Source organism: Paraburkholderia sp. RL18-101-BIB-B (assembly GCF_046026985.1).
GTDB lineage: Bacteria > Pseudomonadota > Gammaproteobacteria > Burkholderiales > Burkholderiaceae > Paraburkholderia.
Map to the genome: position 1 here is coordinate 240,499 of NZ_JARESV010000002.1, position 24,185 is coordinate 264,683.

Here is a 24,185-nt window from a genome sequence, read left to right on the forward strand (position 1 = left end):
AAATAGAAAACGCCACGACTTCCGTCGTGGCGTTTTTGTTTGCGCCTTACTTTGCCGCGGCGCGACTCAATCCCGCTCGAACAACGCAATCGACTCCACATGCGACGTGTGCGGGAACATGTTGACCACGCCCGCACCCACCAGCCGGTAGCCCGCCTCGTGCACGAGCAGGCCGGCATCGCGGGCGAGCGTCGCTGGCGCGCACGACACGTAGACGATGCGCTTCGGCAGTGGCCCATTGCCGCTCTGCGCAATCTCCACCAGCGCCTTGGCGACGGCTAGCGCGCCTTCGCGCGGCGGATCGATGAGGAACTTGTCGAAGTGGCCGAGCGCGCGCAGGTCGTCGGCGGTGATGTCGAACAGGTTGCGGCACGCAAACGACGTATGCCCCGCCACGCCGTTCAGCTCGGCATTGGCCAGCGCGCGCGAGGTCAGCACTTCGCTGCCTTCGATGCCCACCACTTCCTTCGAGATCCGCGCAAGCGGCAGCGTGAAGTTACCGATCCCGCAGAACAGATCGAGCACGCGATCCGTGCGCGCGGGCGCCAGCAACCGCAACGCGCGGCTCACCAGCACGCGGTTGATGGCGTGATTCACCTGGGTGAAGTCGGTCGGCCTGAACGGCATGCGGATGCCGTATTCCGGCAGCGTGTAGTCGAGTTCCACGTCGAGCGGATAGAACGGCGTGACCGTGTCCGGGCCGCCCGGCTGCAGCCAGAACTGCACCTTGTGCTCGTCGGCGAAATCGCGCAGCACCTGCTCGTCCGCGGCCGTGATGGGCTCGAGATTGCGCACCACCAGCGCCGTGACCGACGAGCCGACCGCCAGTTCGAGCTGCGGCATGCGATCGTAGATGGACAGCTTGCGAACCATGAAACGCAGCGGCATCAGCATGGCCGACACATGCGGCGGCAGCACTTCGCAGGTCTTCATGTCGGCGATGTAGCTGCTCTTCTTCTCGTGGAAGCCGATCCGCATACCGCCCTTTTCCGGCAGAAAACGCACTGCCAGACGCGCACGGTAGCGATAACCCCAGGCCGGCCCGTGAATCGGCCGGAACACCGTTTCCGGGCGCAGCTTCGCCAGATGCTGCAGGTTGTCTTCGAGCACGCGCTGCTTGACCGCCACCTGAGCGCGGATGTCGAGATGCTGCATCGAACAGCCGCCGCAGATATCGAAGTAAGTGCATTTCGGCTTGGTGCGCATCACGCTTTCGCGGAACACCTGAACCACTTCGGCCTGCTCGAATTTGGGCTTGCTGCGATGCGTCGAATAGCTGACGCGCTCGCCGGGCAACGCGCCTTCGACAAAGATCACCTTGCCGGGCGTACCGTCGTCGGTCTCGGTGCGGCCAACGCCGCGCGCTTCCATATCGAGCGAAACGATTTCGATGACCGGCTCGTTGCCGGTGACGACGTGTGCCGGCGCGGGCGGGGGCGTCTTGTAGCGCTTCGGCGCGCGGCGATGGGGGGCAGTTCGGGACACCTGCGACTTCCTGACAAACTTGGGGAAAGGCGAGATTGTAGACGAAGCGCCGCGCCTCGCCATCATTCGGCACGGCGGCAACGGCCGCTGCACGCGCTGGCCAGTCAGACGGCGTCGCCCCCTCCCCGTACAACCTTACTGATCGAATGCCGCCAGATACTCGGCCCATTGCGGCGCCGTTTCCAGCGCTAGTGCGTTCTTGACCAGGTTGATCTCATCAGCATACTCCGCGGGCGAAAACGCGCCGCGGATCAGTTGGAAGCGGCAATAGAGCAAGTACGTGTTGACGACGTCGGTCTCGCAGTAATTGCGGATTTCCTCGATGCGCCCTTGCTGGTACGCGTGCCACACCTGGCTGCCGTCCATGCCCATTTTGCCGGGGAAGCCGCACATCTTGGCGAGCGCGTCGAGCGGCGCGTTGGCGCGCGCCTGGTACATGGCGAGCACGTCCATCAGATCCGTATGACGCGCGTGATAGCGGCTGATGTAGTTGTTCCACTTGAACTCGCGGTCGTCCTCGCCGAGATCCCAGAACTTGTAGGCGGGAATACCGTTGACGAGCGCCCGGTAGTTCAACACCGGCAGGTCGAAGCCGCCGCCGTTCCACGACACGAGTTGCGGCGTGTACTTCTCGATTACGCGATAGAACGACTGCACCAGCGCCGCTTCGCCGTCTTCCAGCGTGCCGAGCGAGCGTACGCGGAAACCGTTGTTGTCGCGGAACACGCAGGAAATCGCCGCGATCCGTTGCAGATGGTGCGGCAGGAAATCGTTACCGGTTTTTTCGCGGCGCGCGGCGAACGCATGCTCGGCGACTTCGGCGTCGCTCAAGGTGGCAGGCAAATCTTCGAGGCGGCGAATGCCGGCGACATCGGGAATCGTCTCGATGTCGAATACAAGAATCGGTGTCATCAGGTTATAGAACGGCGTCCTTCCGAACACCGTTGGAGGCGAAGAAGCGCTTCAACCGCACGAGCGCTTCCTGTTGGATCTGGCGCACACGCTCGCGCGTGAGGCCCATTTCGTCGGCCAGCTCTTCGAGCGTGGCGGGTTCGATGTGATTCAGGCCGAAGCGGCGCTCGATCACATGACGATGCTTGTCCGACAGGCGAGCGAGCCACGCGCGTGTAAGCGTTTCCAGTTCGCGGTGCTGCACTTCGGCATCCGGCGACTGGCTCTGGTCGTCTGACAGCAGATCGAGCAGGCTGCTCGCCGGATCGAGATCGAGCGGCGCGTCGAGCGATGCGGTGTGCTCGTTCAGCGCGAGGATGTCGGTGACTTCGTCGGTGGTCTTGCCGGTCAGATAGGCGATGTCGTCGATGCTGGCGTCGCGGCGCTCGGCGGCCTCGCCGGAATTCATCGAATTTTTTTCCAGATGGCGCTTGGCGCGCAGCACCTGGTTGAGCTCACGAATCACGTGCACCGGCAAACGGACTGTGCGCGCCTGGTTCATGATGGCGCGCTCGATACTCTGGCGGATCCACCACGTGGCGTAAGTAGAAAACCGGAAGCCGCGCGTCGGATCGAATTTTTCGATGGCGTGCATCAGGCCGAGATTGCCTTCCTCGATCAGATCGAGCAGCGGAACGCCGCGATTCAGATAACCCTTGGCGATACTGACGACGAGCCGCAGATTGCGCTCGATCATGACCTGCCGCGCTTCGAACTCGCCCGCCTTGGCAAGACGCGAATACTTCTGCTCTTCCTCGACGGTCAGGAGCGGCTTGACGCTGATACGGTTCAGGTAGTGCTGAATCGTGTCGGCCGTCAGCTCGGCTTGCAGCAGCGCGCGGAAATCGTCCGCATCCGGCGCGGCTTCGGCCGCGCCTTCACGGGTCTCGCCGGCTTCATCCACGCCGCCCTGGCGTTCGTCGAGATCGCGCTCCTCGGCGATCTCTTCTTCCACTTCCGAAGCGCCGCTTTCTTCGACCGAAGCGGACATAGCGTGGCTGATCGTCTCAGACTCGGCTTGCGGTGGGCGGCGCTTCGATTTCGGCATGGTCGTATCGTATCGCTTATTGCGGCGGCAAATACTTCAGTGGGTCGACAGGTTTACCCTGCCGGCGAACTTCGAAATGCAACATCACACGGTCGGAATCGCTATTGCCCATCTCGGCGATCTTCTGCCCCTTCGTTACCGCGTCTCCCTCTTTTACCATCAAAGCGCGGTTATGTGCATACGCCGTGAGATAAGTTGCATCATGCTTGATGATAATGAGATTGCCGTAACCACGCAGCCCATTTCCTGCATAAACGACGCGGCCGTCCGCCGACGCCTTCACCGGATCGCCCGCAGCGCCGCCGATATTCACGCCCTTGTTGGTCGAATCGTTGAACGTGCCGAGCAGCGGTCCGCGCACCGGCCATGCGAAGGCGACGTTGCCGGACGCGCCGGCGTTCGAGTCGCTGGCCGCACCCGGGCTGGCCGGCGGCGTCAGCGACGCGTTGTTCGTGGCGGAACCGTAGAGCGGCGGCGCCGCGACGCCGGCTGCGCCAGCAGTCCCACCCGACGGCGGCGTGCTGCCGAGCGGTGCGCTTTGCACCGCACCACCACTGCCGATCGGCGCAGTCGACACGCCCGGCGTCAGCGCCGCGGTGTTCGCTCCCGGCGGCACGACGCGCAGCAACTGATCGACTTCGATCTGATTCGGGTTGGTCAGATTGTTCCACGCCGAAATGTCGCGGTAGTTCTGGCCGTTCTCCAACGCGATCCGGTACAGCGTGTCGCCCGGCTTCACGCGATAGTAGCCCGGCGGCGGCGGTCCGAGCGGCACGGCCGGCTGCGCGCCTTGCGTGGTGAGCACGCCGCCGCCGGAGCGGTCGACGACCGGCGCCTGATCGAGCCGGGATGCACAGGCCGTCATCAACAGGGACAAGGCGAGCACGCACACGCTACGCTGGGTTACGGTCATGGGGACATTCAGTCTGGTTCTTTGCATCGCGCGCAACATACTCATCGGTGTCAAATCACTCCGGATTTTAAGGGTACAAAGAAAACGCGATCAAGCCGCGACTCGCGCCACTGCGCGGGTCCGAGGCGCTCGACCAGAGTCAGCACCTGGTTCTGGCCGTCCTGCGAACCGACCGGCGCGACCAGACGGCCGCCGATCGCGAGTTGTTCAAGTAATGCTTGCGGTACGTCGAGCCCCGCCGCGGCGATCACGATCGCGTCGAACGGCGCCGCCGACGGCAATCCCAACCGCCCATCGCCATAGTGCAAGCGGATGTTCGGAATGCGCAGCGGACGTAAGTTCGTCTTCGCGCGTTCGGACAACGGCTTGATGCGCTCGATCGAGTAAACCTCGCGCGCGACCTGGCTCAGCACGGCCGCCTGATAGCCGCAGCCGGTGCCGATTTCGAGCACGTTGTTCAGCGCGCGGCCGGCGGCGGCCAGTTCGATCATCCGCGCGACTACCGACGGCTTGGAGATCGTCTGGTGATGGCCGATCGGCAAGGCCGCATCTTCGTAGGCCTGGACCGCGAGACCCGGGTCGACGAACATGTGGCGCGGCACCACCGACATCGCGTTCAACACGCGCTGATCGGTCACGCCGTTCGCACGCAGGCGTTCGACCATCCGTTCGCGAACCCGTTCCGACGTCAGTGCCATCGCGCCGTTCAAAGCGACATTCGGCGCGGCGCTGCGCTCGTTGGATCGGGCAGCGGGCCTGGCCGGCGTAGGTGCCGACGATGACACGGCACGCGCGGTCGAACTCTGCACGACAGGTTTAGGTGGCGCCTTGACCGGTGCTTTGGCGGAAGGCGCGGCCAGCGGCTTCGGCGGCGTCACCGCCGAGGGCTTGGCTTGCGGCTTTATCTGCACCGCGGTCTGCGCCCTCGCCTGCTTGGATTGGGACTTACCCGTGGAACCGAGCGGAGCGTTCTTCGCGGGTTGCTGACGCGCGTTCAGTGCCGCGCTCGCGGCCAGCGCCGCCGCGCGGATTTCGCCTGGGCGTCCTTCGGGCCTGCGTGGTTCGCGCACCAGGTCCTCGAGGCCGAGCGGAAAGCGCTTGGCGCGCTCGCTGGTCATGAAGCGCCGCTGCCTGCGCGTGCCCAGTCGCGCGCCGCGGGCAGCATTTGCGTGTGGGTCAGGTCGAGTTGCAGCGGCGTGATCGACACATGGCCGTTGGCGATGGCGTGAAAGTCGGTGCCTTCGCTCGCGTCGCGCGCGCTGCCCGCCGGACCGATCCAGTAGATCGGTTCGCCGCGCGGGTTGGTCTGGCGGATCACCGGCTGCGACGGATGCCGTTTGCCGAGACGCGTGATCTGCCAGTCGCCGAGTTGCTCGTACGGCAGATTGGGAATGTTGACGTTCAGAAGCGGATGCCCGGGTAACGGCTGCTCGAGATAGTGCGCGACGATTTCAGCGGCGACACGCACGGCGTCGTCGAGATGCACCCAGTCCTTGTCGACCAGCGAGAAGGCGATGGCCGGCACACCGAACATGATGCCCTCGGTGGCGGCCGCGACGGTGCCCGAATAGAGCGTGTCTTCGCCCATGTTCTGACCGTTGTTGATGCCCGAGACCACGAGGTCCGGCGTATGGTCGAGCATGCCCGTCAGCGCGATGTGCACCGAGTCGGTGGGCGTGCCGTTCACGTAATAGAAACCATTGGCCGAGCGCAGTACCGAGAGCGGCCGCGACAGCGTCAGGGAATTCGACGCGCCGCTGCAATTCTGTTCGGGTGCCATCACGGTGACGTCAGCGATCGGCTTGAGCGCTTCGTAAAGCGCGGCAAGGCCGGGCGCCAGATAACCGTCGTCGTTACTGAGTAGGATTCGCATGCGGCGATTGTAACCGAGGAAAGAAGACGCGCGAACGACACGGCAGGCCGTGCGCACGACGTATGCAACACGCACGCGTCGGGATCGTGAAAGGCTGGCGCGAGTCGGCGTCCGGACATGCATCGAGCATTTGCCGATCGCGTGCGAAGCAATAAAAACGCACGGTCGTGCTGATTGTTTTACACTCAGAATACTTGCGAACCCCTGATCGATATGGAGACACGATGCGCGCGATTCGCTGTAAACAATATGGGCCGCCGGAGAGCCTGGTCGTCGAAAACCTGCCGGACCTCGAGCCGCCGCCGGGCCACGTCGTGATCGACGTCAAAGCCGCGGCCGTCAACTTTCCCGACGTGCTGATCATCGAGAACAAATACCAGTTCAAACCGCCTCTGCCCTTTACGCCCGGCTCGGAAGTCGCGGGCGTGGTGCGCGCGGTCGGCGCCGACGTCACGCAATTCAAGCCCGGCTCGCGCGTGGTCGCCTTCACCGGCCACGGTGGTTTCGCGGAGCAGGCGCTCGCGCCCGCCGCGGCCTGCGTGCCGTTGGCGGACGATGTCGACTTCGAGCTGGCGGCAGCGTTCACGCTGGCGTACGGCACGTCGCATCACGCCGTGGTCGATCGCGGCGCCTTGCAAGCGGGCGAGACGATGCTCGTGCTCGGTGCGGCCGGGGGCGTCGGACTAGCGGCCGTCGAAATCGGCAAAGCGCTCGGCGCGCGCGTGATCGCGGCGGCGTCGAGCGACGAGAAACTCGCGACCTGCGTCGAGCACGGCGCGGACGCCACCATCAACTACAGCACCGAAGACCTGCGCGAGCGCATCAAGGCGCTCACCGACGGCAAAGGCCCGGATGTGATCTACGATCCCGTCGGCGGCGTGTATGCGGAGCCGGCGTTTCGCAGCATCGGCTGGCGCGGGCGTTATCTGGTGGTGGGCTTCGCCAACGGCGAGATTCCGAAGCTGCCGCTCAACCTGACGCTGCTCAAAGGCGCGAGTCTGGTCGGCGTGTTTTGGGGCGACTTTGCGAAGCGCGAACCGCAGCACAATCACGCGGCGTTTCAACAGATGACGCGGTGGATCGGTGAAGGCAAGCTCAAGCCGTACGTGTCGGCGCGCTATTCGCTCGAGGACACCGGGCGCGCGTTGCGGGACATGGCCGAGCGTCGTGTGATCGGGAAGGTGGTGGTGACGCCTTAGTCCTGGCGCGGCCGATTCGTTCTGCTCGGCGCCAAAAGAAACGACGCGCGGTTTCCAACCGGCGCGTCGTTTTTATTGAGCTTCGCACTTTACAACCCCGCGCCGCGCCGCGCCGACCTACAGCTTTTCCGTATCGCCCGTCTTCGGCTGCCACTTCATCAAGCGCCGCTCGCCGATGCCGACGATCGCATCCAGAATCAGCGCGAACGCGGTTAGCACCAGAATCCCCGCAAACACGGTATTGATATCGAAGGTGCCTTCGGCCTGCAAAATCAGATAGCCGACGCCACGCGCCGAGCCGAGATACTCCCCTACCACCGAGCCGACGAACGCCAGTCCCACCGACGTATGCAAGCTGGAAAACACCCAGCTCATCGCGCTCGGCAAATAGACGAAGCGCAGCAAATGCTTGCCGTTCGCGCCGAGCATGCGCGCGTTGGCGAGCACGACCGGACTGACTTCCTTCACGCCCTGATAGACGTTGAAGAACACGATAAAGAACACCAGCGTGACGCCAAGCGCCACCTTCGACCAGATGCCTAGCCCGAACCACACGCCGAAGATCGGCGCGAGAATCACGCGCGGCATCGAGTTAGCGGCTTTGATGTACGGATCGAACAGCGCGCTCGCGAGCGGCGAGAGTGCGAGCCACAAGCCGACGCCGAGCCCGAGCGCCGTGCCGAGCGTGAACGCGAGCACGGTTTCGACCAGCGTGATCCATAGGTGTAGATAGATCTCGCCGCCCGTGAACCATTCCCAGATCCGCTGCAGCACTTTCTGCGGCTCGCCGAAGAAGAACGCGGCTTTGTTGGGGTCGTCGAAATAGAACGCCGGCAGCAGCGTCGGGCTGGTCAGCACGTACCAGAGCACGAAGCACAGCACGAGCAGCAGCCATTGCCAGATCACCAGATTCGCCCGGTTCGGGCGCAACGTCTTCCACATGACTCGGTTTGCCTTGGACGATTGAGTGGCCAATACGTGACGCAAAAACGTGACGCGTTTAAACGGCAGTGAGTTGCTGCTGATAACCCTTGAGCACTTCGTCGCGCAACACGCTCCAGATCTGCGCATGCAACTCGACGAAACGCGGATGCGAACGGATTTCAGCAACGTCGCGTGGACGCGGCAAATCGATCGTGAACTCGCCGATCGGATGCGTGCCCGGCCCGGCCGAGAGCACCACCACGCGGTCCGACATGGCGATCGCTTCGTCGAGATCGTGCGTGATGAACAACACCGCTTTGCGTTTGGCGGCCCACAAGTCGAGCAACTCGTTTTCCATCAACTGACGCGTCTGGATATCGAGCGCCGAAAACGGCTCGTCCATCAGAATGATGTCCGGATCGAGAATCAGCGTCTGCGCCATCGCGACGCGCTTGCGCATGCCGCCCGACAGTTGATGCGGATAACGATCGCCAAAGCCGCCGAGGCCGACGCGCTTTAACCACTCGTCGGCTTTGACGCGGGCTTCGACGGGCGGCACGCCGTGGAACGCGAGACCAGCCATGACGTTGTCGATGGCCGAGCGCCACGGCATCAACGCGTCGGCCTGGAACATATAGCCGGCGCGCCGGTTGATGCCCTTGAGCGGCTCGCCGAACACGCTGACCGTGCCCGACGACGGCCCCAGCAGACCCGCGCCGACATTGAGCAGCGTGGATTTACCGCAGCCGGTCGGGCCGACCACCGAGACGAACTCGCCCGGCGCGATGCGCAAGGTAGTGTCCTTCACCGCGGTGTAGCGCTGTGCGCGGTTGTCGCGCGCAGCGAACGTGCAGGTGATGTTGTCGAGCGCCAGTGCGGCAACGGTCATCGTTCAGCTCGCTTCGAAAGATCGGATTGGGGTTGGTGATCGCGTCATGGCATGCGGGGCCGCGGCCGGGCGAAAACGCCGCGCGTCACGGCCTCCCTGTCCACGCGTTCAACTTAAGCCTTGACGGTAGTCAGCGCTTTCTTGACGAAGTCGTTGGTCCACGTCTTCGACAGATCGATCGGCTTGCCCTGCACGTTCGGGTCGAATGCCTGCAAGGTCTTCAGCGACGTCGCGGGGCCGTCCGCCGGCATCAGGCCATCGGGCGACATCGCTTCCTTCACGTGCTGCCATGCGTCCAGATACACCGCGCGGTCGCCGAGCAGGTAGCCTTCCGGCACCGTGTTGATCAGTTCGCTGCCGGTCGCCGTTTGCAGCCACTTGAGCGCGCGCACCATCGCGTTGGTCAGCGCCTGAGTGGTATTCGGATTCTTCGTGATAAAGCTTTGCGATGCGTACAGGCAGCCCGCCGGCATATCGCCACCGAAGACGCTGCGCGTGTCGGCAAGCGTACGCGTGTCCGACACCACGCGAATCTCGCCGGTGCGCTCGAGCTTGGTCATGACCGGGTCGAGATTGGCGATCGCGTCGATCTGCCCCGACTGCAACGCGGCGATCGCGCCGGCGCCCGCGCCCACGCCGATAAACGCGACGTCTTTCGCGCTCAGCCCGGCTTTTGCCAGCACGAAGCTCGCCATGATCGAGGTCGACGAACCCGGCGCGGTCACGCCGATTTTCTTGCCCTTCAGATCGGCGATCGACTTGTAGTTCGGCATGGTCTTCTTCGAGACCGCGAGCACGATCTGCGGCGCGCGTCCCTGCAGGACGAATTCGCGGAACATCTGCTTTTGCGCCTGCAGCAGCAAGGTATGCTCGAACGCGCCGGACACCACATCCGCGCTGCCGCCGACCGCCGCCTTCAACGCTTGCGAGCCGCCGGCGAAGTCGGAAATTTCGACCTCTAGCCCTTCGTCCTTGAAGTAGTTGCGACGCTCGGCGATGGTGAGCGGCAAGTAGTAGAACAGGTTCTTGCCGCCGACGGCGATCGCCACCTTGGTGGTTTCAGGTTTGCCCTGCGCGAAGGCGAGTGGCGTGGCGGCGAGCGTAGCGCCCGCGAGTGCGGCGGTGCCGGCGAGAAAACTTCTCCGTTGCATGGTCTCGAGTCTCCAAACTTTTGTTGTCCGGTTTTATCTTTTAGCACGGCGCTCGTGGGCGCCGCGTGTGCTGCTCAAACGATCTGTTGCGCGTGCAACCTTGCAATGTGGTCTGCATCATAACCTAGCGATTGCAGGACTTCATCGGTATGTTCACCCAGTTCCGGGCCCAGCCAGCGCGTCTCGCCCGGCGTGGCCGAGAGCTTCGGCGTAACCGACGGCAGCGTGATTTCCTGACCGTCCTGCCACTTGAAACGCTGGATCATCTGACGCGCCATGAACTGCGGATCGGTGAACATGTCCGCCACGCTGTAGATGCGGCCCACCGGCACGTCGGCGGCATTCAGCACCGCGAGGGCTTCGTCGATGGTGCGCGTGGCGAGCCACGCGGCGATCGCGCCGTCGATTTCCTGGGTGCGCGGCACGCGGCCGTCGTTGTGCGCGAGCGCCGGATCGTCCGCGAGATCCTCGCGTTCGATGGCGATCATCAGGCGCTTGAAGATCGGATCGCTATTGCCGCCGATCACGATGCTGCCGTCGCGGCACGGATACGTATTGGACGGCACGATCCCCGGCAGCGACGCGCCGGTGCGCTCGCGCACCATCCCGTACACGCCGTACTCGGGCACCACGCTTTCCATCATGTTGAAGACGGCCTCGTACAGCGCGACGTCGACGACCTGCCCCTTGCCGCCGTTCACCTGCTTGTGATGCAGCGCCATCAGCGCGCCGATCACGCCGTGCAGCGCGGCAATCGAATCACCGATCGAAATGCCGATGCGCGGCGGCGGTAAATCCGGATAGCCGGTGATATGACGCAGGCCGCCCATCGATTCGGCAATCGCGCCGAAACCGGGCCGGTCGCGATACGGGCCGGTCTGGCCGTAGCCGGACAGGCGCACCATCACGAGGCCGGGGTTGTCCGCAGAGAGCACGTCATAGCCGAGCCCGAGTTTTTCCAGCAAACCCGGCCGAAAATTTTCGACGACGATATCCGCTTCTTTCGCGAGGCGCCGCACGATCTCCTTGCCCTCTTCGGCCTTCAGATTGATCGTGACGGATTTCTTGTTGCGCGCCTGCACGGCCCACCAGAGCGACGTGCCGCCGACTTCCGGATAGAGCTTGCGCCACTTGCGCAGCGGGTCGCCGCCCTTGGGATCTTCGATCTTGATGACGTCGGCGCCGAACTCGCCGAGAAAGCGCGCGGCGAACGGGCCGGCGATCAGCGTGCCGAGTTCCAGCACCTTGACGCCGGCGAGCGGGCCGGTTTTATCCTGAGGCGCGGCGCTCGCGCCTGATTCAGAGGTAGCGCTCATGTGTCTCCTTTGTCGGCGGGAGTTGGCGCTTTAGCGCCTACTCCCGCCCCATGCAAAGCTGTCGGCAGGAGTTGGCGCTTTAGCGCCTACTCCTGCCCCATGCAAAGCCGTTCCGATCCTGACGCCCGTTGCCGTGCGGCGGGCGCCTTCTACATCGAGCGACGATCAAGCATGGCGCGGGCGATCGTGCCGGCGTCGACATACTCGAGTTCACCGCCCACCGGCACGCCGCGCGCGAGGCGCGTAACAGCGAGGCCGCGCGCCTTGAGCGTCTGCCCGAGGTAATGCGCGGTCGCCTCGCCTTCGTTGGTGAAATTGGTGGCGAGCACGACTTCCTTGACGACGCCATCCGACGCGCGTCTGACCAGCCGGTCGAAATGAATCTCCTTCGGACCGATGCCGTCGAGCGGACTCAGGCGCCCCATCAAGACGAAATAAAGGCCGCGATAGGTCATGGTCTGCTCGAGCATGATCTGGTCGGCGGGGGTCTCGACGACGCACAGCAAGGTGGGATCGCGCTCTTCATCGAGGCAGACCTCGCAGATCTGCGCTTCGGTAAAGGTGTTGCACTTCTCGCAGTGCTGCAGATGCTCGGTGGCGAACAGCAGCGAGCGGCCGAGTTTTTCGGCGCCGTCACGGTCGTGCTGCATCAGGTGGTACGCCATGCGTTGCGCGGACTTCGGCCCGACACCGGGCAGCGCGCGCAGCGCTTCGACGAGCGCCGACAAGGCGGAAGGTTGTTTCATGCGGATCGGCGTCGAAGTGGGTAGTGCCCGGCTGTCCGGGTGGCGATGCGGTTGATTCGATCGGTTTACATCATTCCGGCGACGGCCCGGTTAAGCGCGCGCGATGCGCACTTCAGCCGAGCCACGGCCGGTCGGGTCCAGCCGGAACACGCGCGCAGCGAGTGCCGCACAGACGGCACGTGCAGCGTGCGCAATTCGCGCGTTCCGTTCACGCCGCGGCGACAGCAGCTACGGCGCGTGACCCGCCACCTTGCGGCGGCCTGGTTCAGAACGGCAGCTTGAAGCCCGGCGGCAGCGGCAGGCCCGAGGTCATGCCGCCCATCTTTTCCTGGGCGGTGGCTTCGGCCTTGCGCACGGCGTCGTTGAACGCAGCGGCGACGAGGTCTTCCAGCATGTCCTTGTCGTCGGCGAGCAGGCTCGGGTCGATCGATACGCGGCGCACGTCGTTCTTGCAGGTCATCGTCACCTTCACGAGACCGGCGCCCGACTGCCCCTCGACTTCGATCAGCGCGAGTTGCTCCTGCATCTTCTTCATGTTTTCCTGCATCTGCTGGGCTTGCTTCATCAGCCCGGCGAGTTGGCCTTTCATCATGGACATGCTCCTTCTTGATAGCGTGAAATTCGGAAATCGGGCGCGCTATGGTGCATCGCGCGGCGAATCAGTGGACCGACGGCGCGCCGTTCGAACCGGCGTCCGGAGTAATCGGGCGGATCGAGCCCGGCACGATGCTCGCGCCGAACTCGCGAATCAGCGACTGCACGAACGGATCGGCGCCGATCTCGCGCTCGGCCTCCTGCTGACGCTGCGCGCGCAGGGCGGCGTCGTGCGCGGCGGCCGTGCGGCGCGCCGGACCGACTTCGACCAGCACCTCGACAGTCTGGCCGAGCTTGTCGGCGAGCGCCGTCTTCAGTTTAGCGACCTGCGAGGTTTCCGCGTACTGCGGAACAGGCACGTTCAATTTGAGCGTGTTGCCTTCGAGCGCCATCAGTTCGCTGTTGAATGCGAGCTGATATGAAATGCCCTTGAGCGGCAGGTCGACGGCGAGCGCCGGCCAGTCGCCTTTGAAACCCAGCGGATCGAGCGGCACGGCGGGCGGCAGCGGACGTTGATCGACCACCGGCGCGGGTGTGGCCGCTGGCGTCGCGCTTACGCGGACATCGTCAGGGCCGCTGTCGAACACGGGCATGTAGCTGTCGTCCGGCAGGCCGTAGTAGCCTTCGTCCGCGGCGGTGAGCGGCATGTATTCGTCGGGCGGCATGTCGTCCCACGGAGGCACCGACGAGCCGCTTTGCTCGGCGCCGTTACGCTGCGCGGGCGCTGACTGCGCTGCCCCTGCGGCGCGAGCGGCCGGCGCTGCTGGCGCGGCATCCTGCTGCGGCGCGCGGCGCGCGGCGCGCGGCGTCGGCACGGGAACAACGACGCGCGGCGCGGCCGGCTTCGGCGTAGCCGGCGCGGCGGGCTTCGCGGCCGCTGCCGCGGTTGCGCGGCCACGGTCCGAGGACACTTTCAAACCGGCGCTGCGCAAGACGTCGAGTGCGGCGCTCGCGCCGCCTGCGCGACGCGGCGCGCTATCGGCTGCGGGTGACGGCTCTTGAGACGGTACTGCTGCGGCCTGCTCGGTGCGTGCGAGCGCGGCGGCTGCGGGTGCGCTTAGCGAAGACGCGGGCGCTGAGTCGTCGAGGGATGCGGCTGCGGGGGCTTCAGTTGTGGCCGAGCCATCAACGCCAGCGGTTACGGAAGCTTCGTTCGCTGCCGAGTCGGCGGGCGCGTCATCCCACGGCGCCAAGGCGGCGGCCGCAGGGGTTGCAGACGACACTGGCGACGCAGGTGTCGCGGCGGCATCGTCCACCGCCTGCAACGGCGCTGAATTCACCTCATGAACAACCGGCGCCGACTCGGCGGTGATTGCCGGCTGCGCATCAAGCGATTGCTCTGCTGCCATGCCTTGAGCAGAATCCGGCGGCGTAGCTTGAATGCTGTTATCAGCAGGCCGTACTTCAATCGAGCTATTGGTTTGCTGCGCAGGCTGAACCGATGCGTCAGCCGCAGCGCCCTTACCTACTGCCGCAGCATTGCCAGTCTGCGTTTCGCGGACCGGCGCAGTGGCGTCCACGCTCGCTCCACGCGAACTCCCCAACACAGCGCTCGCACCCGCGATCGCCGGCGCTGCCGACGCGCCCTGGTGCGCGGCCACAGCCGGCGCACCCGCGCGTTTCGCCCCACTCGCCCCCGCCTGGCCAGGCGCACGGCCCGAACCCACTGCGCCACCACCGCCCGTCGGCGCCGGTTCGAACGCAAGCATGCGCAGCAGCGTCATGGTGAAGCCGGCGTATTCGTCCGGCGCGAGACCCAGTTCGCTTCGGCCGATCGTCGCGATCTGATAGAACAATTGCACCTGCTCGGCGCTCAGCGCTTCAGCGAAGCGGCGCAGGTCGGCCGCCTCGGGCCACTCGTCCAGCACCGACGACGGCGCAAATTGCGCCCACGCGATCCGATGCAGCAAACTCGCCAGATCCTGCAGCGCCGTCGAAAACGACAGGCTGCGCAACGCCATCTCGTCGGCGACCGACAGCACCGCGGCGCCGTCGCCGTCCGCGAGCGCGTCGAGCAGACGAATCAGGTAGCTCTGGTCGAGCGCGCCGAGCATGCCGCGCACGGCTTCTTCATTGACCTGATTGGCCGAATAGGCGATCGCCTGATCGGTCAGCGAGAGCGCGTCGCGCATCGAACCGTCGGCCGCGCGTGCGAGCAGGCGCAGCGCCTGGGCGTCGTACGGCACTTTCTCTTCGCCGAGAATGTGCTCGAGATGCGAGACGATATGGCCGGCGGGCATCTGCTTCAGATTGAACTGGAGACAGCGCGACAGCACCGTGACCGGAATCTTTTGCGGATCCGTAGTCGCGAGAATGAACTTGACGTGCGAAGGCGGCTCTTCCAGCGTCTTCAACATGGCGTTGAAGGCGTGGTTGGTCAGCATGTGCACTTCGTCGATCATGTAGACCTTGAAGCGCGCATCCACCGGCGCGTAGACGGCGCGCTCCAGCAGCGCCGCCATTTCGTCGACGCCGCGATTACTCGCCGCGTCCATCTCCACATAGTCGATGAAGCGCCCTTCGTCGATCTCGCGGCACGCGCGGCACACGCCGCACGGCGTGGAGGTCACGCCGGTTTCACAATTCAGCGCCTTGGAGAAGATGCGCGACAGCGTGGTTTTGCCGACGCCGCGTGTGCCGGTAAACAGATAGGCATGGTGCAGACGGCCGCCGTCGAGCGCGTGCGTGAGCGCGCGCACCACGTGCTCCTGTCCGACGAGCGAAGCGAAATCCTTCGGCCGCCATTTGCGTGCGAGAACTTGATAGGTCATCCGGAAATTGTATCAGTAACGATGCCGCGCAAAACCGATTCGCGACGGCGCGCGAACGCTTCGCGCCACTTCATTGAAACTGCCTAACGGACCGATAGAAAAAAATAGATAAGGCGCGCGAAAACACGATAAGGCACGGTTGCATGCCGCTGCACTCAGGGTAAAACAGGAGATGGAAAGCGTTCGCGGAAGAACCCGCGGAGAACAACTAGAGAAAACAGAAAAAGGAAGGTGACGAGCCCGACCCTCGGCACTGGTGGAAAACGGCTGTGGCTGCTTCGTTCCCGACCTGACCAGGTTGACCATCCCTCCATGCGAGGAGGCCCGTCACGAAACATTCTATCACCGCTTGGGCCGTCGTGCGACTGTTAATACGAGCAAAGCGTCAACGGCGCGCCGAATCGCGCCCTTTACACCATATAGACGAATGCCGCGACCAACCCGTGCGGATGCCACTTGAGTTTGGCTGCGGAGCCTCCAGATAGGCTGCGTCATGGTTGATGAAACACGGTGGCACTTCATCGGCAGCCGTTGGCCCCACTGCCCCTGATGGGTACTATCGCCCCCGGCAACGCATAGCGAATTAAGCTAAACTGCCGTACGGATGACCCGCAAGCGCGAGCTCTCCGCATATTCCGAAACGGGCTTTCACCTTTTCCGGCGTGTGTCGAAAGGCTCCGATTGCGGCAAAGCGAACGGAAGTTTCCTTAGGTTTTGACGTATCGTGGCGAGCAATTCAGGCGGGCCTCGAACCGATAGAGGTATTCATACAATGAGCGAACAAATCAAGCATATTAGCGACGCATCGTTCGAACAGGACGTCGTTAAATCCGATAAACCCGTGCTGCTCGATTTCTGGGCTGAATGGTGCGGTCCGTGCAAGATGATCGCGCCGATCCTCGACGAAGTCGCGAAGGATTACGCCGATCGCCTGCAAATCGCCAAGATCAACGTCGACGAACATCAATCGACGCCGGTCAAGTTCGGCGTGCGCGGCATCCCCACGCTGATCCTGTTCAAGAACGGCGCTGTCGCCGCGCAGAAAGTCGGCGCGTTGTCGAAGTCGCAACTCACCGCGTTCCTCGACGGCAACCTGTAATAGCGGTCGCAACGGCGCGCTCCGAGCCTTCCGGGGCCCGCGGGCGCGTTGTGTTGAGCGTGTTGTCAGCCGGCAACACGCTCAACAAGAAAGATGCCATGCCGTCGCACTGACGGAAACTGGCGTGTGCTATGCTAGAATCCGCAAAACGTCGAAAAGACGTGTAAGTCCTTGAGCGGTTCCGCTCACTCTCCTCCCAGATTTCATTTCGTCGCACCTTCTCCTGCGGGTTCTCCGTATGCATTTATCCGAGCTTAAGACTCTGCACGTGTCCGAATTGATCGAGATGGCCAATGGCCTCGAGATCGAAAGTGCGAACCGCCTGCGCAAGCAGGAATTGATGTTTGCCATTCTAAAAAAACGAGCCAAAACGGGCGACACGATCTTCGGCGACGGCACGCTTGAAGTGCTGCCGGACGGCTTCGGCTTCCTGCGCTCGCCGGAAACCTCGTACCTCGCCAGCACGGATGATATTTACATCAGCCCGTCGCAAATCCGCCGCTTCAACCTGCATACGGGCGACACGATCGAAGGCGAAGTGCGCACGCCCAAAGACGGCGAACGCTATTTCGCGCTGGTGAAGGTGGACAAGGTCAACGGCCAGCCGCCGGAAGCCTCGAAGCACAAGATCATGTTCGAAAACCTGACGCCGCTGCACCCGAACAAGGTGCTGCTGCTCGAACGTGAAATGCGTGGCGAAGAAAACGTCACGGGCCGCATCATCGACATGATCGCGCCGATCGGCAAAGGGCAACGCGGCCTGCTGGTGGCGTCGCCGAAGTCCGGCAAGACCGTGATGCTTCAGCACATCGCTCACGCGATCAAGCAGAACCATCCGGATGTCGTGCTGTTCGTGCTGCTGATCGACGAACGCCCGGAAGAAGTGACCGAAATGCAGCGTTCGGTGGCGGGCGAAGTGATCGCCTCCACGTTCGACGAACCGGCCGCGCGTCACGTGCAGGTCGCCGAAATGGTGATCGAGAAGGCTAAGCGCCTCGTCGAAATGAAGAACGACGTGGTGATTCTGCTCGACTCGATCACGCGTCTCGCGCGTGCGTACAACACCGTCGTGCCGGCCTCGGGCAAGGTGCTGACGGGTGGTGTCGACGCCAACGCGCTGCAACGTCCGAAGCGCTTCTTCGGCGCGGCGCGCAATATCGAGGAAGGCGGTTCGCTGACTATCATCGGCACGGCGCTGATCGAAACCGGCAGCCGCATGGACGACGTGATCTACGAAGAATTCAAGGGCACCGGCAACATGGAAGTGCACCTCGAGCGCCGTCTTGCTGAAAAGCGCGTCTACCCGTCGATCAACCTGAACAAGTCAGGCACGCGCCGCGAAGAACTGCTGATCAAGCCCGAAGTGCTGCAAAAGATCTGGGTGCTGCGCAAGTTCATTCACGACATGGACGAAGTCGAGTCGATGGAATTCCTGCTCGACAAGATCCGTCAGACGAAGAGCAACTCCGAGTTCTTCGACATGATGCGTCGTGGCGGTGGCAGCTAAGGCCTTGGGCCGATATTGCCGCACTAGCCGTTTCATCCGCATCGCATAGAAAAGCCGCTCGTCGCAAACGAGCGGTTTTTTTCGTCCGCCTTTTTGTCGTCTCCGCGTCGCGCGCAAACCATGTCAGCTTCCCAACGTCGACGTCGTCTAGCGCAGCAACATGTACGTGAACGTACACGTTGAAGTACAATGCAACCAATCCGTCATATCTGTCACACGCCTATGTCCAAGGACTCACCCACTCTGCTGACGGTACGCGACGCCGCCGAACGTCTCGGCGTCACCGCGCGCACCCTGAAGTACTACGAGGAACGCGGCCTCGTTTCGCCCACGCGCAGCGAAGGCCGCTACCGGCTTTACGACGAGGATGATCTGAAGCGCTTCGGCCGCATTCTGCGTTTGCGCTCGCTCGGCTTCTCGCTGCACAGCGTCACCGAAATGCTCAAGCGTCCGCTGGAGGCCGTCGACGGCGGCCACCGCTACTCGACCGAATCGCTGCAGCAGATTCACGACGCCATCGAGCAACAGGTCGCAGCACTCGACGCGCGCATCGAAAGCATGCGCCGCGAACTGAAGGAAGCGCAGAAGCTGCGCGCCGAACTGAGCCCCGACCTCGACTATCTCAAGCGGCGCCTCGCTGGCGAGAACGCAGAGGCGCTGCTCGAACAGCGCCGCAGCGCGCGCGCCAAAGCGGGCAATGCGCCACCCGCAAAGCAGGCAAAAGAATCTGACGACCCCACGCCGGGCGAATCTTCATGAGCACGACGTCATCCCGCGTACGGTTGTTCAGCGTCGAAAAACTGCGCGGCGATTTCTTCCCCTGGGTGCTGGCCGTCGTCACCGGCCTCGATTATTTCGACAACTCGATCTTCTCGTTTTTCACCAGCTATATCGCCGGCGGCATCAACGCGTCGCCCGATGAACTGGTGTGGGCGTCGAGCGCCTATGCAGTCGCGGCGGTGCTCGGCATCATGCAGCAGCAATGGTGGGTCGAACGCTTCGGTTACCGGCGCTACGTGGCCGGCTGCATGCTGCTCTATGCTGCCGGTGCGATGGCCGCGGCGATGTGCGAATCGTCGATCGAACTGGCGTTCGCGCGTGGCTTCCAAGGCTACATCATCGGGCCGATGATGGGCACCTGCCGCATCCTGATTCAGATGAGTTTCAAACCGCAGCAGCGGCCCGCGGCCACCCGTGCGTTTCTCGTGCTGATCGTCCTGAGCAGCGCGCTCGCGCCGCTGATCGGCGGCCAACTGGTCGGGCATTTCGACTGGCGCGCGCTGTTCGCGTGCACGGCGCCCGTGGGCGTGCTGTTCGCCGTGCTGGCCTTGCTCGCGCTGCCCGACTCCGGCAACCGCCTGCCAGAGGAACGGGGCGCCGCCCATTTCTGGCCGTACATTATCTTCGCGTTCGCACAAGGCGCGCTGCAAATCGTGATGCAGCAGGTGCGCTTCCAGTTGTTCAGCGCGTCGCCCGGACTGATTCTGCTGAGCGTCGCCGGGATCGTCGCGCTAGGCTGGTTCGCCTATCACCAGTGGCATCATCCCGCGCCGCTCGTGCGCCTCAATGCGTTGCGAGAGAAGGTCTTCCAGGTCGGGCTCGTGCTCTACATGTTCTACTACTACATCTCGACCGTGTTCAGCTATCTGATCTCGCGCTTTCTCGAGAGTGGACTCGGCTATCCGGTCGAAAACACCGGGCAACTGGTCGGCGTGACGTCGCTGATTTCGGCGAGTGCCCTGTTCGTCTATTTCCGTTATGCGAAGCTGCTGCCGCGCAAGAAGTGGATCATCGTGCCCGGCTTCGCGGTGGCCGCGTTCGCGGCGGCGTGGATGACGCGCATGTCGCCCGGCGTCGGCGAAGCGGCGTTGCTGCTGCCGCTGCTGTTGCGCGGCCTGTTGTTGCTGTTCATCGTGCTGCCGGTCGCCAATCTGACATTCAGAATTTTCGCCATCGAAGAATTCACGCACGGCTACCGGCTGAAAAACATCGTACGGCAACTGACCATGTCGTTCGCGACGGCCTCCGTGATCATCGTCGAGCAGCATCGGCAGGCGCTGCACGAAACTCGCCTCGCGGAGTTCGTGAATCCGTACAATCCTTTGTTCCAGAACTCGCTCGCCGCGCTGACGAATGGCTTTGCCGTCGCCGGCCGCTCGCCGTCCGAGGCGCACTCGCTGGCGATCGTGGAAATCAGCCGCGCGGTCGCGCAACAGGCCAGTTTTCTGGCCTCGCTGGACGGCTTCTACTTCCTGATCGGCGTAGCGATATGCGGCGGCCTATTTGCCGCGTGGCAAAAACAGATCGACTAAGGGTTGCTTCAGGCCATGCTCTCGAAACTGACTCAATGGTTCGGCACACGCCGGCGCGAGCGCGCGCTGCGCGACTACGCGATCGACGATTCGCTCTGGCAGGCCACGTTCGACGGCCTGCCGTTCCTCGCGCATCTCGATGCGCCGGAACTCGTGCGCTTGCGCGAACTGACGAGCCTGTTCCTCGCGCAGAAGGAATTTTCGACCGCGCACGAGCTTGAGCTGACCGACGCGATGACCGTGGCGATCGCGGCACAAGCGTGTCTGCCGGTGCTGAACCTGAGCCTCGATCTGTATCGCGGCTGGGTCGGCGTGATCGTCTATCCGGGCGAGTTCGTGATCCGCAAAACCGTCGAGGACGAAGACGGCGTGGTGCACGAAGTCGAACAGGACGCGAGCGGCGAAGCATGGGAAGGCGGGCCCGTGGTGCTGTCGTGGGAAGACGCGCAGATGACGGACGGCTCGGACGCCTATAACGTCGTCATTCACGAATTCGCGCACAAGATCGACATGCTGAACGGTGAGGCGGACGGCCACCCGCCACTCATTCGCCGCTGGCACGCGCCGCTCGATTCCCAAGCGTGGGCCGACGTGTTCGACCACGCTTACGACCACTTCTGCGCGAAAGTCGACGCGGTGCCCGAGCGCCGCTGGGCGCGCTTCGAGCGCGACTCGCTGATCGATCCGTACGCGGCGGATCATCCATCGGAATTTTTTGCCGTTTGCAGCGAGGCGCTGTTCGTCCAACCGCAGGCGTTCGAAGCCGAGTATCCGGAGCTTTACCGGTTGCTCGCACGCTATTACAGGCAGGATCCGGCGCGGGTCGGCATGACATTCACTGCCGCCTGACGCGCAACGCCCGCCAGGCAACGGCCGCCGCCCGGTGCGCACACGCGCCGCGACCCTGCAAAACAGCCGTGAAAACGGCATGCACCGTTAGCAAAAAGCCGGCGCAAAAGTCGTCAAGCGACTGATTTTCTGGCATAATCGCCGTTTTTCGACCATAGGCAAGTGGCTCGCGCCTAGATGCGGTCCGTTCAAATACGGTCGCACGCGGGTTGGCTACCGCCAGATTAAAGGAAAGACCATGAAAGAAGGCATTCACCCGGATTACCGCGAAGTTCTGTTCATCGACGTGTCGAACGACTTCAAGTTTGTGACGCGCTCGACCATCCAGACGCGTGAAACCGCCGAATTCAACGGCAAGACCTACCCGCTCGCCAAGATCGAAGTGTCGTCGGAATCGCATCCGTTCTACACCGGCCAGCAAAAGATCATGGACACGGCAGGCCGCGTCGAGAAGTTCCGCAACAAGTTCGGCTCGCGCGCTACCGGCAAGGCAGCAGCGAAGTAATACCTGGCTCGTCGCCGGCTTTGGCCGGCAGCGAAGCAGGAGCAAAAAGGGCAGCGCGAGCTGCCCTTTTTTGTCGCCTGGCTGATTCATCGCCAATGCCCGAGGGTCAAACGCTCGCGCGCGGCGCAGCGCCGAACCCGTGTTACAGCTTTCCCAACGACGTTGCGAGCCGTTACCGGCCGTGACGCGCATCGCACGGCACGACTACAATGCCGGATGCTCCAAATTGGCCATTCCAGCCGGACATGCCGTCCGGTCCCGGCTGCACCGCTTATCCGATATCCACACACCGCATGAGACCTGTCGTTCGCCTCACTGCCTCAGCGACCAGTGCGTTGCCGCGCTGGCTGTTGCTGACCATCTGTATCGTCTACGCATCGTTCGGACTGTTCGGCCGCGATCCGTGGAAGAACGAGGATGCAGCCGGCTTCGGCGTCATGTGGACCATGGCGAACGGCGGCGCGCACGACTGGCTGCTGCCGAATCTGGTCGGCAAATACCTCACTGAAGACGGTCCGCTCGGCTACTGGTTCGGCGCCAGCGCGATCCGCCTGCTCGCGCCATGGGTCGATGCGAGCAATGCCTCGCGTGTCTTCACCGGCCTGATGTTCTGCGCGGGCTGCGCGTTCGTCTGGTACGCCGCCTACCTGCTCGGCCGCCGCGCCGAAGTCCAGCCGTTCAAGTACGCGTTCGGCGGCGAGCCTGAACCACGCGACTACGGCCGCACGCTCGCCGACGGCGCGCTGTTGATCCTGCTCGCCTGTTTCGGCCTCGCCGAGCGCGGCCACGAAACCACGCCGCAGCTCGCGCAGTTCTTCGGCATCGCGATGCTCGTGTACGGGCTCGTGCGCATGATCGACAAGCCGATTCAGGGCGCGCTGATCTGGGGACTCGCCATCGCGCTCGTTACCCTGGCCAGCAGCCCGGTGCTGGTCGGCGCACTGCTGCTCGGCACGCTAGCGATGACCCTGATTGTGCGCGAGACGCGCTCGCGCTGGCTCCTGCTGGCGGGTCTGCCGGTGGCGCTCGCGCTGTCCGTGGCGTGGCCGATCGCCGCGCTCGCCGCCTTCCCCAACGACGCCGTCTGGTACCTCAATCAGTGGGTGCACGTCAGCTTGAGTTCGTTCGCCGGGCCGCCCGGCTCGGTCGCCGGCTATGCGCTGAAAAATCTGCCGCTCTTCACCTGGCCGGCGTGGCCGCTGGCACTCTGGGCATGGTTCAGCTGGTCGGGCCTGCGGCGCGCGCCGCACGTCGCCATTCCGCTTTCGGTAATCGGGCCGCTGTTCGTGCTGGTCGTGCTGCAGAGCCATCAGTCGAACCGGCTTTACATGCTGCTGCTGCCGCCGCTCGCGGTGCTGGCCGCTTTCGCGCTGCCCACGCTCAAGCGCGGCGCGATCAACGCGATCGACTGGTTCGCGCTCCTGAGCTTCACGATTCTCGGCAGCTTCGTCTGGCTGGTCTATATCGCGGGGCTGACCGGCTTCCCGCATCCGCTCGCGCGCAACCTCGCGCGTCTCGCGCCGGGCTTCGCGCCGCAGTTCAAGATCCTGTCGTTCGTGTGCGCGGTCGCCGTGACGATCTGCTGGTTCGTGCTGGTGCGGTGGCGTCTCGCGCGCCATCCGAAAGTCTTGTGGCGCAGCGTGGTGCTTTCGAGCGCCGGCACCACCTTGATGTGGGTGCTGCTCATGACGCTATGGCTGCCGGTCGTCAACTACAGCCGGACCTATAAGGACGTCGCTGAACAGATATCCGCCCATCTGCCGGACGACTACACCTGCATTTCACCGGTGCGCCTCGGCAATGCGCAGATCGCGACCTTCGCCTATTTCGGCGACATGCACTTCTCCTTCGACCAGGACTGCGATGTGATCCTGCGTCAGGACACGCAGGATTACGGCGAACCGAGCGCAATGTCCGACTTCGTCTGGAAGCTGGTGTGGGAAGGCCGCCGCGTGGCCGACCGTGACGAACGCTTCCGTCTGTACGTGCGCATCGACCGTCCGAAGCCGCCAGTCGTCAAACGCCGCAACTGGCACAAGAAGTCCGACTGAGC

General features: G+C 63.7%; 21 protein-coding genes and 1 other RNA gene. 8 read left to right on the forward strand and 14 right to left on the reverse strand.

The features are described 5' to 3' along the window. Window positions 1-66 precede the first annotated feature (66 nt). The 6 genes from rlmD to surE form a co-directional block, all read right to left on the reverse strand. Window positions 67-1,485, reverse strand: coding sequence for a 23S rRNA (uracil(1939)-C(5))-methyltransferase RlmD (gene rlmD, locus P0D73_RS04050; protein WP_408429896.1), 1,419 nt, complete (start codon window positions 1,483-1,485; stop codon window positions 67-69). A 135-nt stretch (window positions 1,486-1,620) separates the two neighbouring features. After that, window positions 1,621-2,397 carry a 3'-5' exonuclease gene (locus tag P0D73_RS04055; RefSeq protein WP_132374765.1) on the reverse strand — a complete coding sequence of 259 codons (777 nt, stop codon included), beginning with the start codon at window positions 2,395-2,397 and terminating at the stop codon, window positions 1,621-1,623. A 4-nt stretch (window positions 2,398-2,401) separates the two neighbouring features. Then, complete coding sequence (gene rpoS / locus P0D73_RS04060) at window positions 2,402-3,484, reverse strand: RNA polymerase sigma factor RpoS (RefSeq protein ID WP_132374766.1); 1,083 nt, start codon at window positions 3,482-3,484, stop codon at window positions 2,402-2,404. Window positions 3,485-3,500: 16 nt separating this feature from the next. After that, complete coding sequence (locus P0D73_RS04065; protein WP_408175563.1) at window positions 3,501-4,442, reverse strand: peptidoglycan DD-metalloendopeptidase family protein; 942 nt, start codon at window positions 4,440-4,442, stop codon at window positions 3,501-3,503. Between the two features lie 5 nt (window positions 4,443-4,447). Next, window positions 4,448-5,515: a protein-L-isoaspartate(D-aspartate) O-methyltransferase gene (locus tag P0D73_RS04070; RefSeq protein WP_408175565.1), complete on the reverse strand. Its 1,068-nt coding sequence runs from the start codon at window positions 5,513-5,515 to the stop codon at window positions 4,448-4,450. Next, window positions 5,512-6,270 carry a 5'/3'-nucleotidase SurE gene (gene surE / locus P0D73_RS04075; RefSeq protein ID WP_132374769.1) on the reverse strand — a complete coding sequence of 253 codons (759 nt, stop codon included), beginning with the start codon at window positions 6,268-6,270 and terminating at the stop codon, window positions 5,512-5,514. The genes P0D73_RS04070 and surE overlap by 4 nt, the downstream gene beginning before the upstream one ends. A gap of 224 nt (window positions 6,271-6,494) precedes the next feature. Here surE and P0D73_RS04080 point away from each other — a divergent pair, with 224 nt between their 5' ends. Then, window positions 6,495-7,469 carry an NADPH:quinone oxidoreductase family protein gene (locus P0D73_RS04080; protein WP_408429899.1) on the forward strand — a complete coding sequence of 325 codons (975 nt, stop codon included), beginning with the start codon at window positions 6,495-6,497 and terminating at the stop codon, window positions 7,467-7,469. A 117-nt stretch (window positions 7,470-7,586) separates the two neighbouring features. Here P0D73_RS04080 and P0D73_RS04085 read toward each other — a convergent pair whose 3' ends face one another. The 8 genes from P0D73_RS04085 to ffs form a co-directional block, all read right to left on the reverse strand. Continuing rightward, entirely contained in the window at window positions 7,587-8,411 is an 825-nt protein-coding gene (locus tag P0D73_RS04085; RefSeq protein ID WP_132374771.1) for an ABC transporter permease, read from the reverse strand. Window positions 8,412-8,469: 58 nt separating this feature from the next. After that, a complete protein-coding gene (locus P0D73_RS04090; protein ID WP_132374772.1) occupies window positions 8,470-9,282 on the reverse strand; it encodes an ABC transporter ATP-binding protein in 813 nt (270 codons plus the stop codon). Between the two features lie 113 nt (window positions 9,283-9,395). Further along, window positions 9,396-10,433: an ABC transporter substrate-binding protein gene (locus tag P0D73_RS04095; protein ID WP_132374773.1), complete on the reverse strand. Its 1,038-nt coding sequence runs from the start codon at window positions 10,431-10,433 to the stop codon at window positions 9,396-9,398. Between the two features lie 74 nt (window positions 10,434-10,507). After that, a complete protein-coding gene (locus P0D73_RS04100; protein ID WP_408429903.1) occupies window positions 10,508-11,749 on the reverse strand; it encodes a CaiB/BaiF CoA transferase family protein in 1,242 nt (413 codons plus the stop codon). A gap of 149 nt (window positions 11,750-11,898) precedes the next feature. Beyond that, window positions 11,899-12,495 carry a recombination mediator RecR gene (gene recR / locus P0D73_RS04105; protein WP_011488245.1) on the reverse strand — a complete coding sequence of 199 codons (597 nt, stop codon included), beginning with the start codon at window positions 12,493-12,495 and terminating at the stop codon, window positions 11,899-11,901. Between the two features lie 265 nt (window positions 12,496-12,760). Next, window positions 12,761-13,087, reverse strand: coding sequence for a YbaB/EbfC family nucleoid-associated protein (locus P0D73_RS04110; RefSeq protein ID WP_007182071.1), 327 nt, complete (start codon window positions 13,085-13,087; stop codon window positions 12,761-12,763). Window positions 13,088-13,154: 67 nt separating this feature from the next. Next, window positions 13,155-15,860 (reverse strand): DNA polymerase III subunit gamma/tau, encoded by a 2,706-nt coding sequence (dnaX, locus tag P0D73_RS04115; protein WP_408429905.1) that lies wholly within the window; start codon window positions 15,858-15,860, stop codon window positions 13,155-13,157. Between the two features lie 230 nt (window positions 15,861-16,090). Beyond that, window positions 16,091-16,189: signal recognition particle sRNA small type (gene ffs / locus P0D73_RS04120), an RNA gene on the reverse strand. A 443-nt stretch (window positions 16,190-16,632) separates the two neighbouring features. Between ffs and trxA the strand changes: the two genes are divergently transcribed. From trxA to P0D73_RS04155, 7 genes are all read left to right on the forward strand, one after another. Beyond that, window positions 16,633-16,959 carry a thioredoxin TrxA gene (trxA, locus tag P0D73_RS04125; RefSeq protein WP_006048864.1) on the forward strand — a complete coding sequence of 109 codons (327 nt, stop codon included), beginning with the start codon at window positions 16,633-16,635 and terminating at the stop codon, window positions 16,957-16,959. A gap of 238 nt (window positions 16,960-17,197) precedes the next feature. Further along, a complete protein-coding gene (rho, locus tag P0D73_RS04130) occupies window positions 17,198-18,466 on the forward strand; it encodes a transcription termination factor Rho (protein ID WP_006048863.1) in 1,269 nt (422 codons plus the stop codon). A 222-nt stretch (window positions 18,467-18,688) separates the two neighbouring features. Next, window positions 18,689-19,225, forward strand: coding sequence for a MerR family transcriptional regulator (locus P0D73_RS04135; RefSeq protein WP_408313217.1), 537 nt, complete (start codon window positions 18,689-18,691; stop codon window positions 19,223-19,225). After that, window positions 19,222-20,778 carry an MFS transporter gene (locus P0D73_RS04140; protein WP_408429908.1) on the forward strand — a complete coding sequence of 519 codons (1,557 nt, stop codon included), beginning with the start codon at window positions 19,222-19,224 and terminating at the stop codon, window positions 20,776-20,778. The genes P0D73_RS04135 and P0D73_RS04140 overlap by 4 nt, the downstream gene beginning before the upstream one ends. A 15-nt stretch (window positions 20,779-20,793) precedes the next feature. Continuing rightward, complete coding sequence (locus P0D73_RS04145; RefSeq protein ID WP_408429910.1) at window positions 20,794-21,627, forward strand: M90 family metallopeptidase; 834 nt, start codon at window positions 20,794-20,796, stop codon at window positions 21,625-21,627. Window positions 21,628-21,865: 238 nt separating this feature from the next. Then, window positions 21,866-22,132, forward strand: a complete 267-nt coding sequence (locus P0D73_RS04150) for a type B 50S ribosomal protein L31 (RefSeq protein ID WP_064269917.1) — start codon at window positions 21,866-21,868, stop codon at window positions 22,130-22,132. Window positions 22,133-22,425: 293 nt separating this feature from the next. Further along, entirely contained in the window at window positions 22,426-24,183 is a 1,758-nt protein-coding gene (locus P0D73_RS04155; RefSeq protein WP_132374780.1) for an ArnT family glycosyltransferase, read from the forward strand. The last annotated feature ends 2 nt before the right edge of the window (window positions 24,184-24,185 follow it).

Coding starts and splice junctions, on each gene's coding strand:
- P0D73_RS04055 (WP_132374765.1), bottom strand. CDS start 2,397: ATGACACCGATTCTTGTATTCGACATCGAGACGATTCCCGATGTCGCC.
- rpoS (WP_132374766.1), bottom strand. CDS start 3,484: ATGCCGAAATCGAAGCGCCGCCCACCGCAAGCCGAGTCTGAGACGATC.
- P0D73_RS04065 (WP_408175563.1), bottom strand. CDS start 4,442: ATGAGTATGTTGCGCGCGATGCAAAGAACCAGACTGAATGTCCCCATG.
- P0D73_RS04070 (WP_408175565.1), bottom strand. CDS start 5,515: ATGACCAGCGAGCGCGCCAAGCGCTTTCCGCTCGGCCTCGAGGACCTG.
- surE (WP_132374769.1), bottom strand. CDS start 6,270: ATGCGAATCCTACTCAGTAACGACGACGGTTATCTGGCGCCCGGCCTT.
- P0D73_RS04080 (WP_408429899.1), top strand. CDS start 6,495: ATGCGCGCGATTCGCTGTAAACAATATGGGCCGCCGGAGAGCCTGGTC.
- P0D73_RS04085 (WP_132374771.1), bottom strand. CDS start 8,411: ATGTGGAAGACGTTGCGCCCGAACCGGGCGAATCTGGTGATCTGGCAA.
- P0D73_RS04090 (WP_132374772.1), bottom strand. CDS start 9,282: ATGACCGTTGCCGCACTGGCGCTCGACAACATCACCTGCACGTTCGCT.
- P0D73_RS04095 (WP_132374773.1), bottom strand. CDS start 10,433: ATGCAACGGAGAAGTTTTCTCGCCGGCACCGCCGCACTCGCGGGCGCT.
- P0D73_RS04100 (WP_408429903.1), bottom strand. CDS start 11,749: ATGAGCGCTACCTCTGAATCAGGCGCGAGCGCCGCGCCTCAGGATAAA.
- recR (WP_011488245.1), bottom strand. CDS start 12,495: ATGAAACAACCTTCCGCCTTGTCGGCGCTCGTCGAAGCGCTGCGCGCG.
- P0D73_RS04110 (WP_007182071.1), bottom strand. CDS start 13,087: ATGATGAAAGGCCAACTCGCCGGGCTGATGAAGCAAGCCCAGCAGATG.
- dnaX (WP_408429905.1), bottom strand. CDS start 15,860: ATGACCTATCAAGTTCTCGCACGCAAATGGCGGCCGAAGGATTTCGCT.
- trxA (WP_006048864.1), top strand. CDS start 16,633: ATGAGCGAACAAATCAAGCATATTAGCGACGCATCGTTCGAACAGGAC.
- rho (WP_006048863.1), top strand. CDS start 17,198: ATGCATTTATCCGAGCTTAAGACTCTGCACGTGTCCGAATTGATCGAG.
- P0D73_RS04135 (WP_408313217.1), top strand. CDS start 18,689: ATGTCCAAGGACTCACCCACTCTGCTGACGGTACGCGACGCCGCCGAA.
- P0D73_RS04140 (WP_408429908.1), top strand. CDS start 19,222: ATGAGCACGACGTCATCCCGCGTACGGTTGTTCAGCGTCGAAAAACTG.
- P0D73_RS04145 (WP_408429910.1), top strand. CDS start 20,794: ATGCTCTCGAAACTGACTCAATGGTTCGGCACACGCCGGCGCGAGCGC.
- P0D73_RS04150 (WP_064269917.1), top strand. CDS start 21,866: ATGAAAGAAGGCATTCACCCGGATTACCGCGAAGTTCTGTTCATCGAC.
- P0D73_RS04155 (WP_132374780.1), top strand. CDS start 22,426: ATGAGACCTGTCGTTCGCCTCACTGCCTCAGCGACCAGTGCGTTGCCG.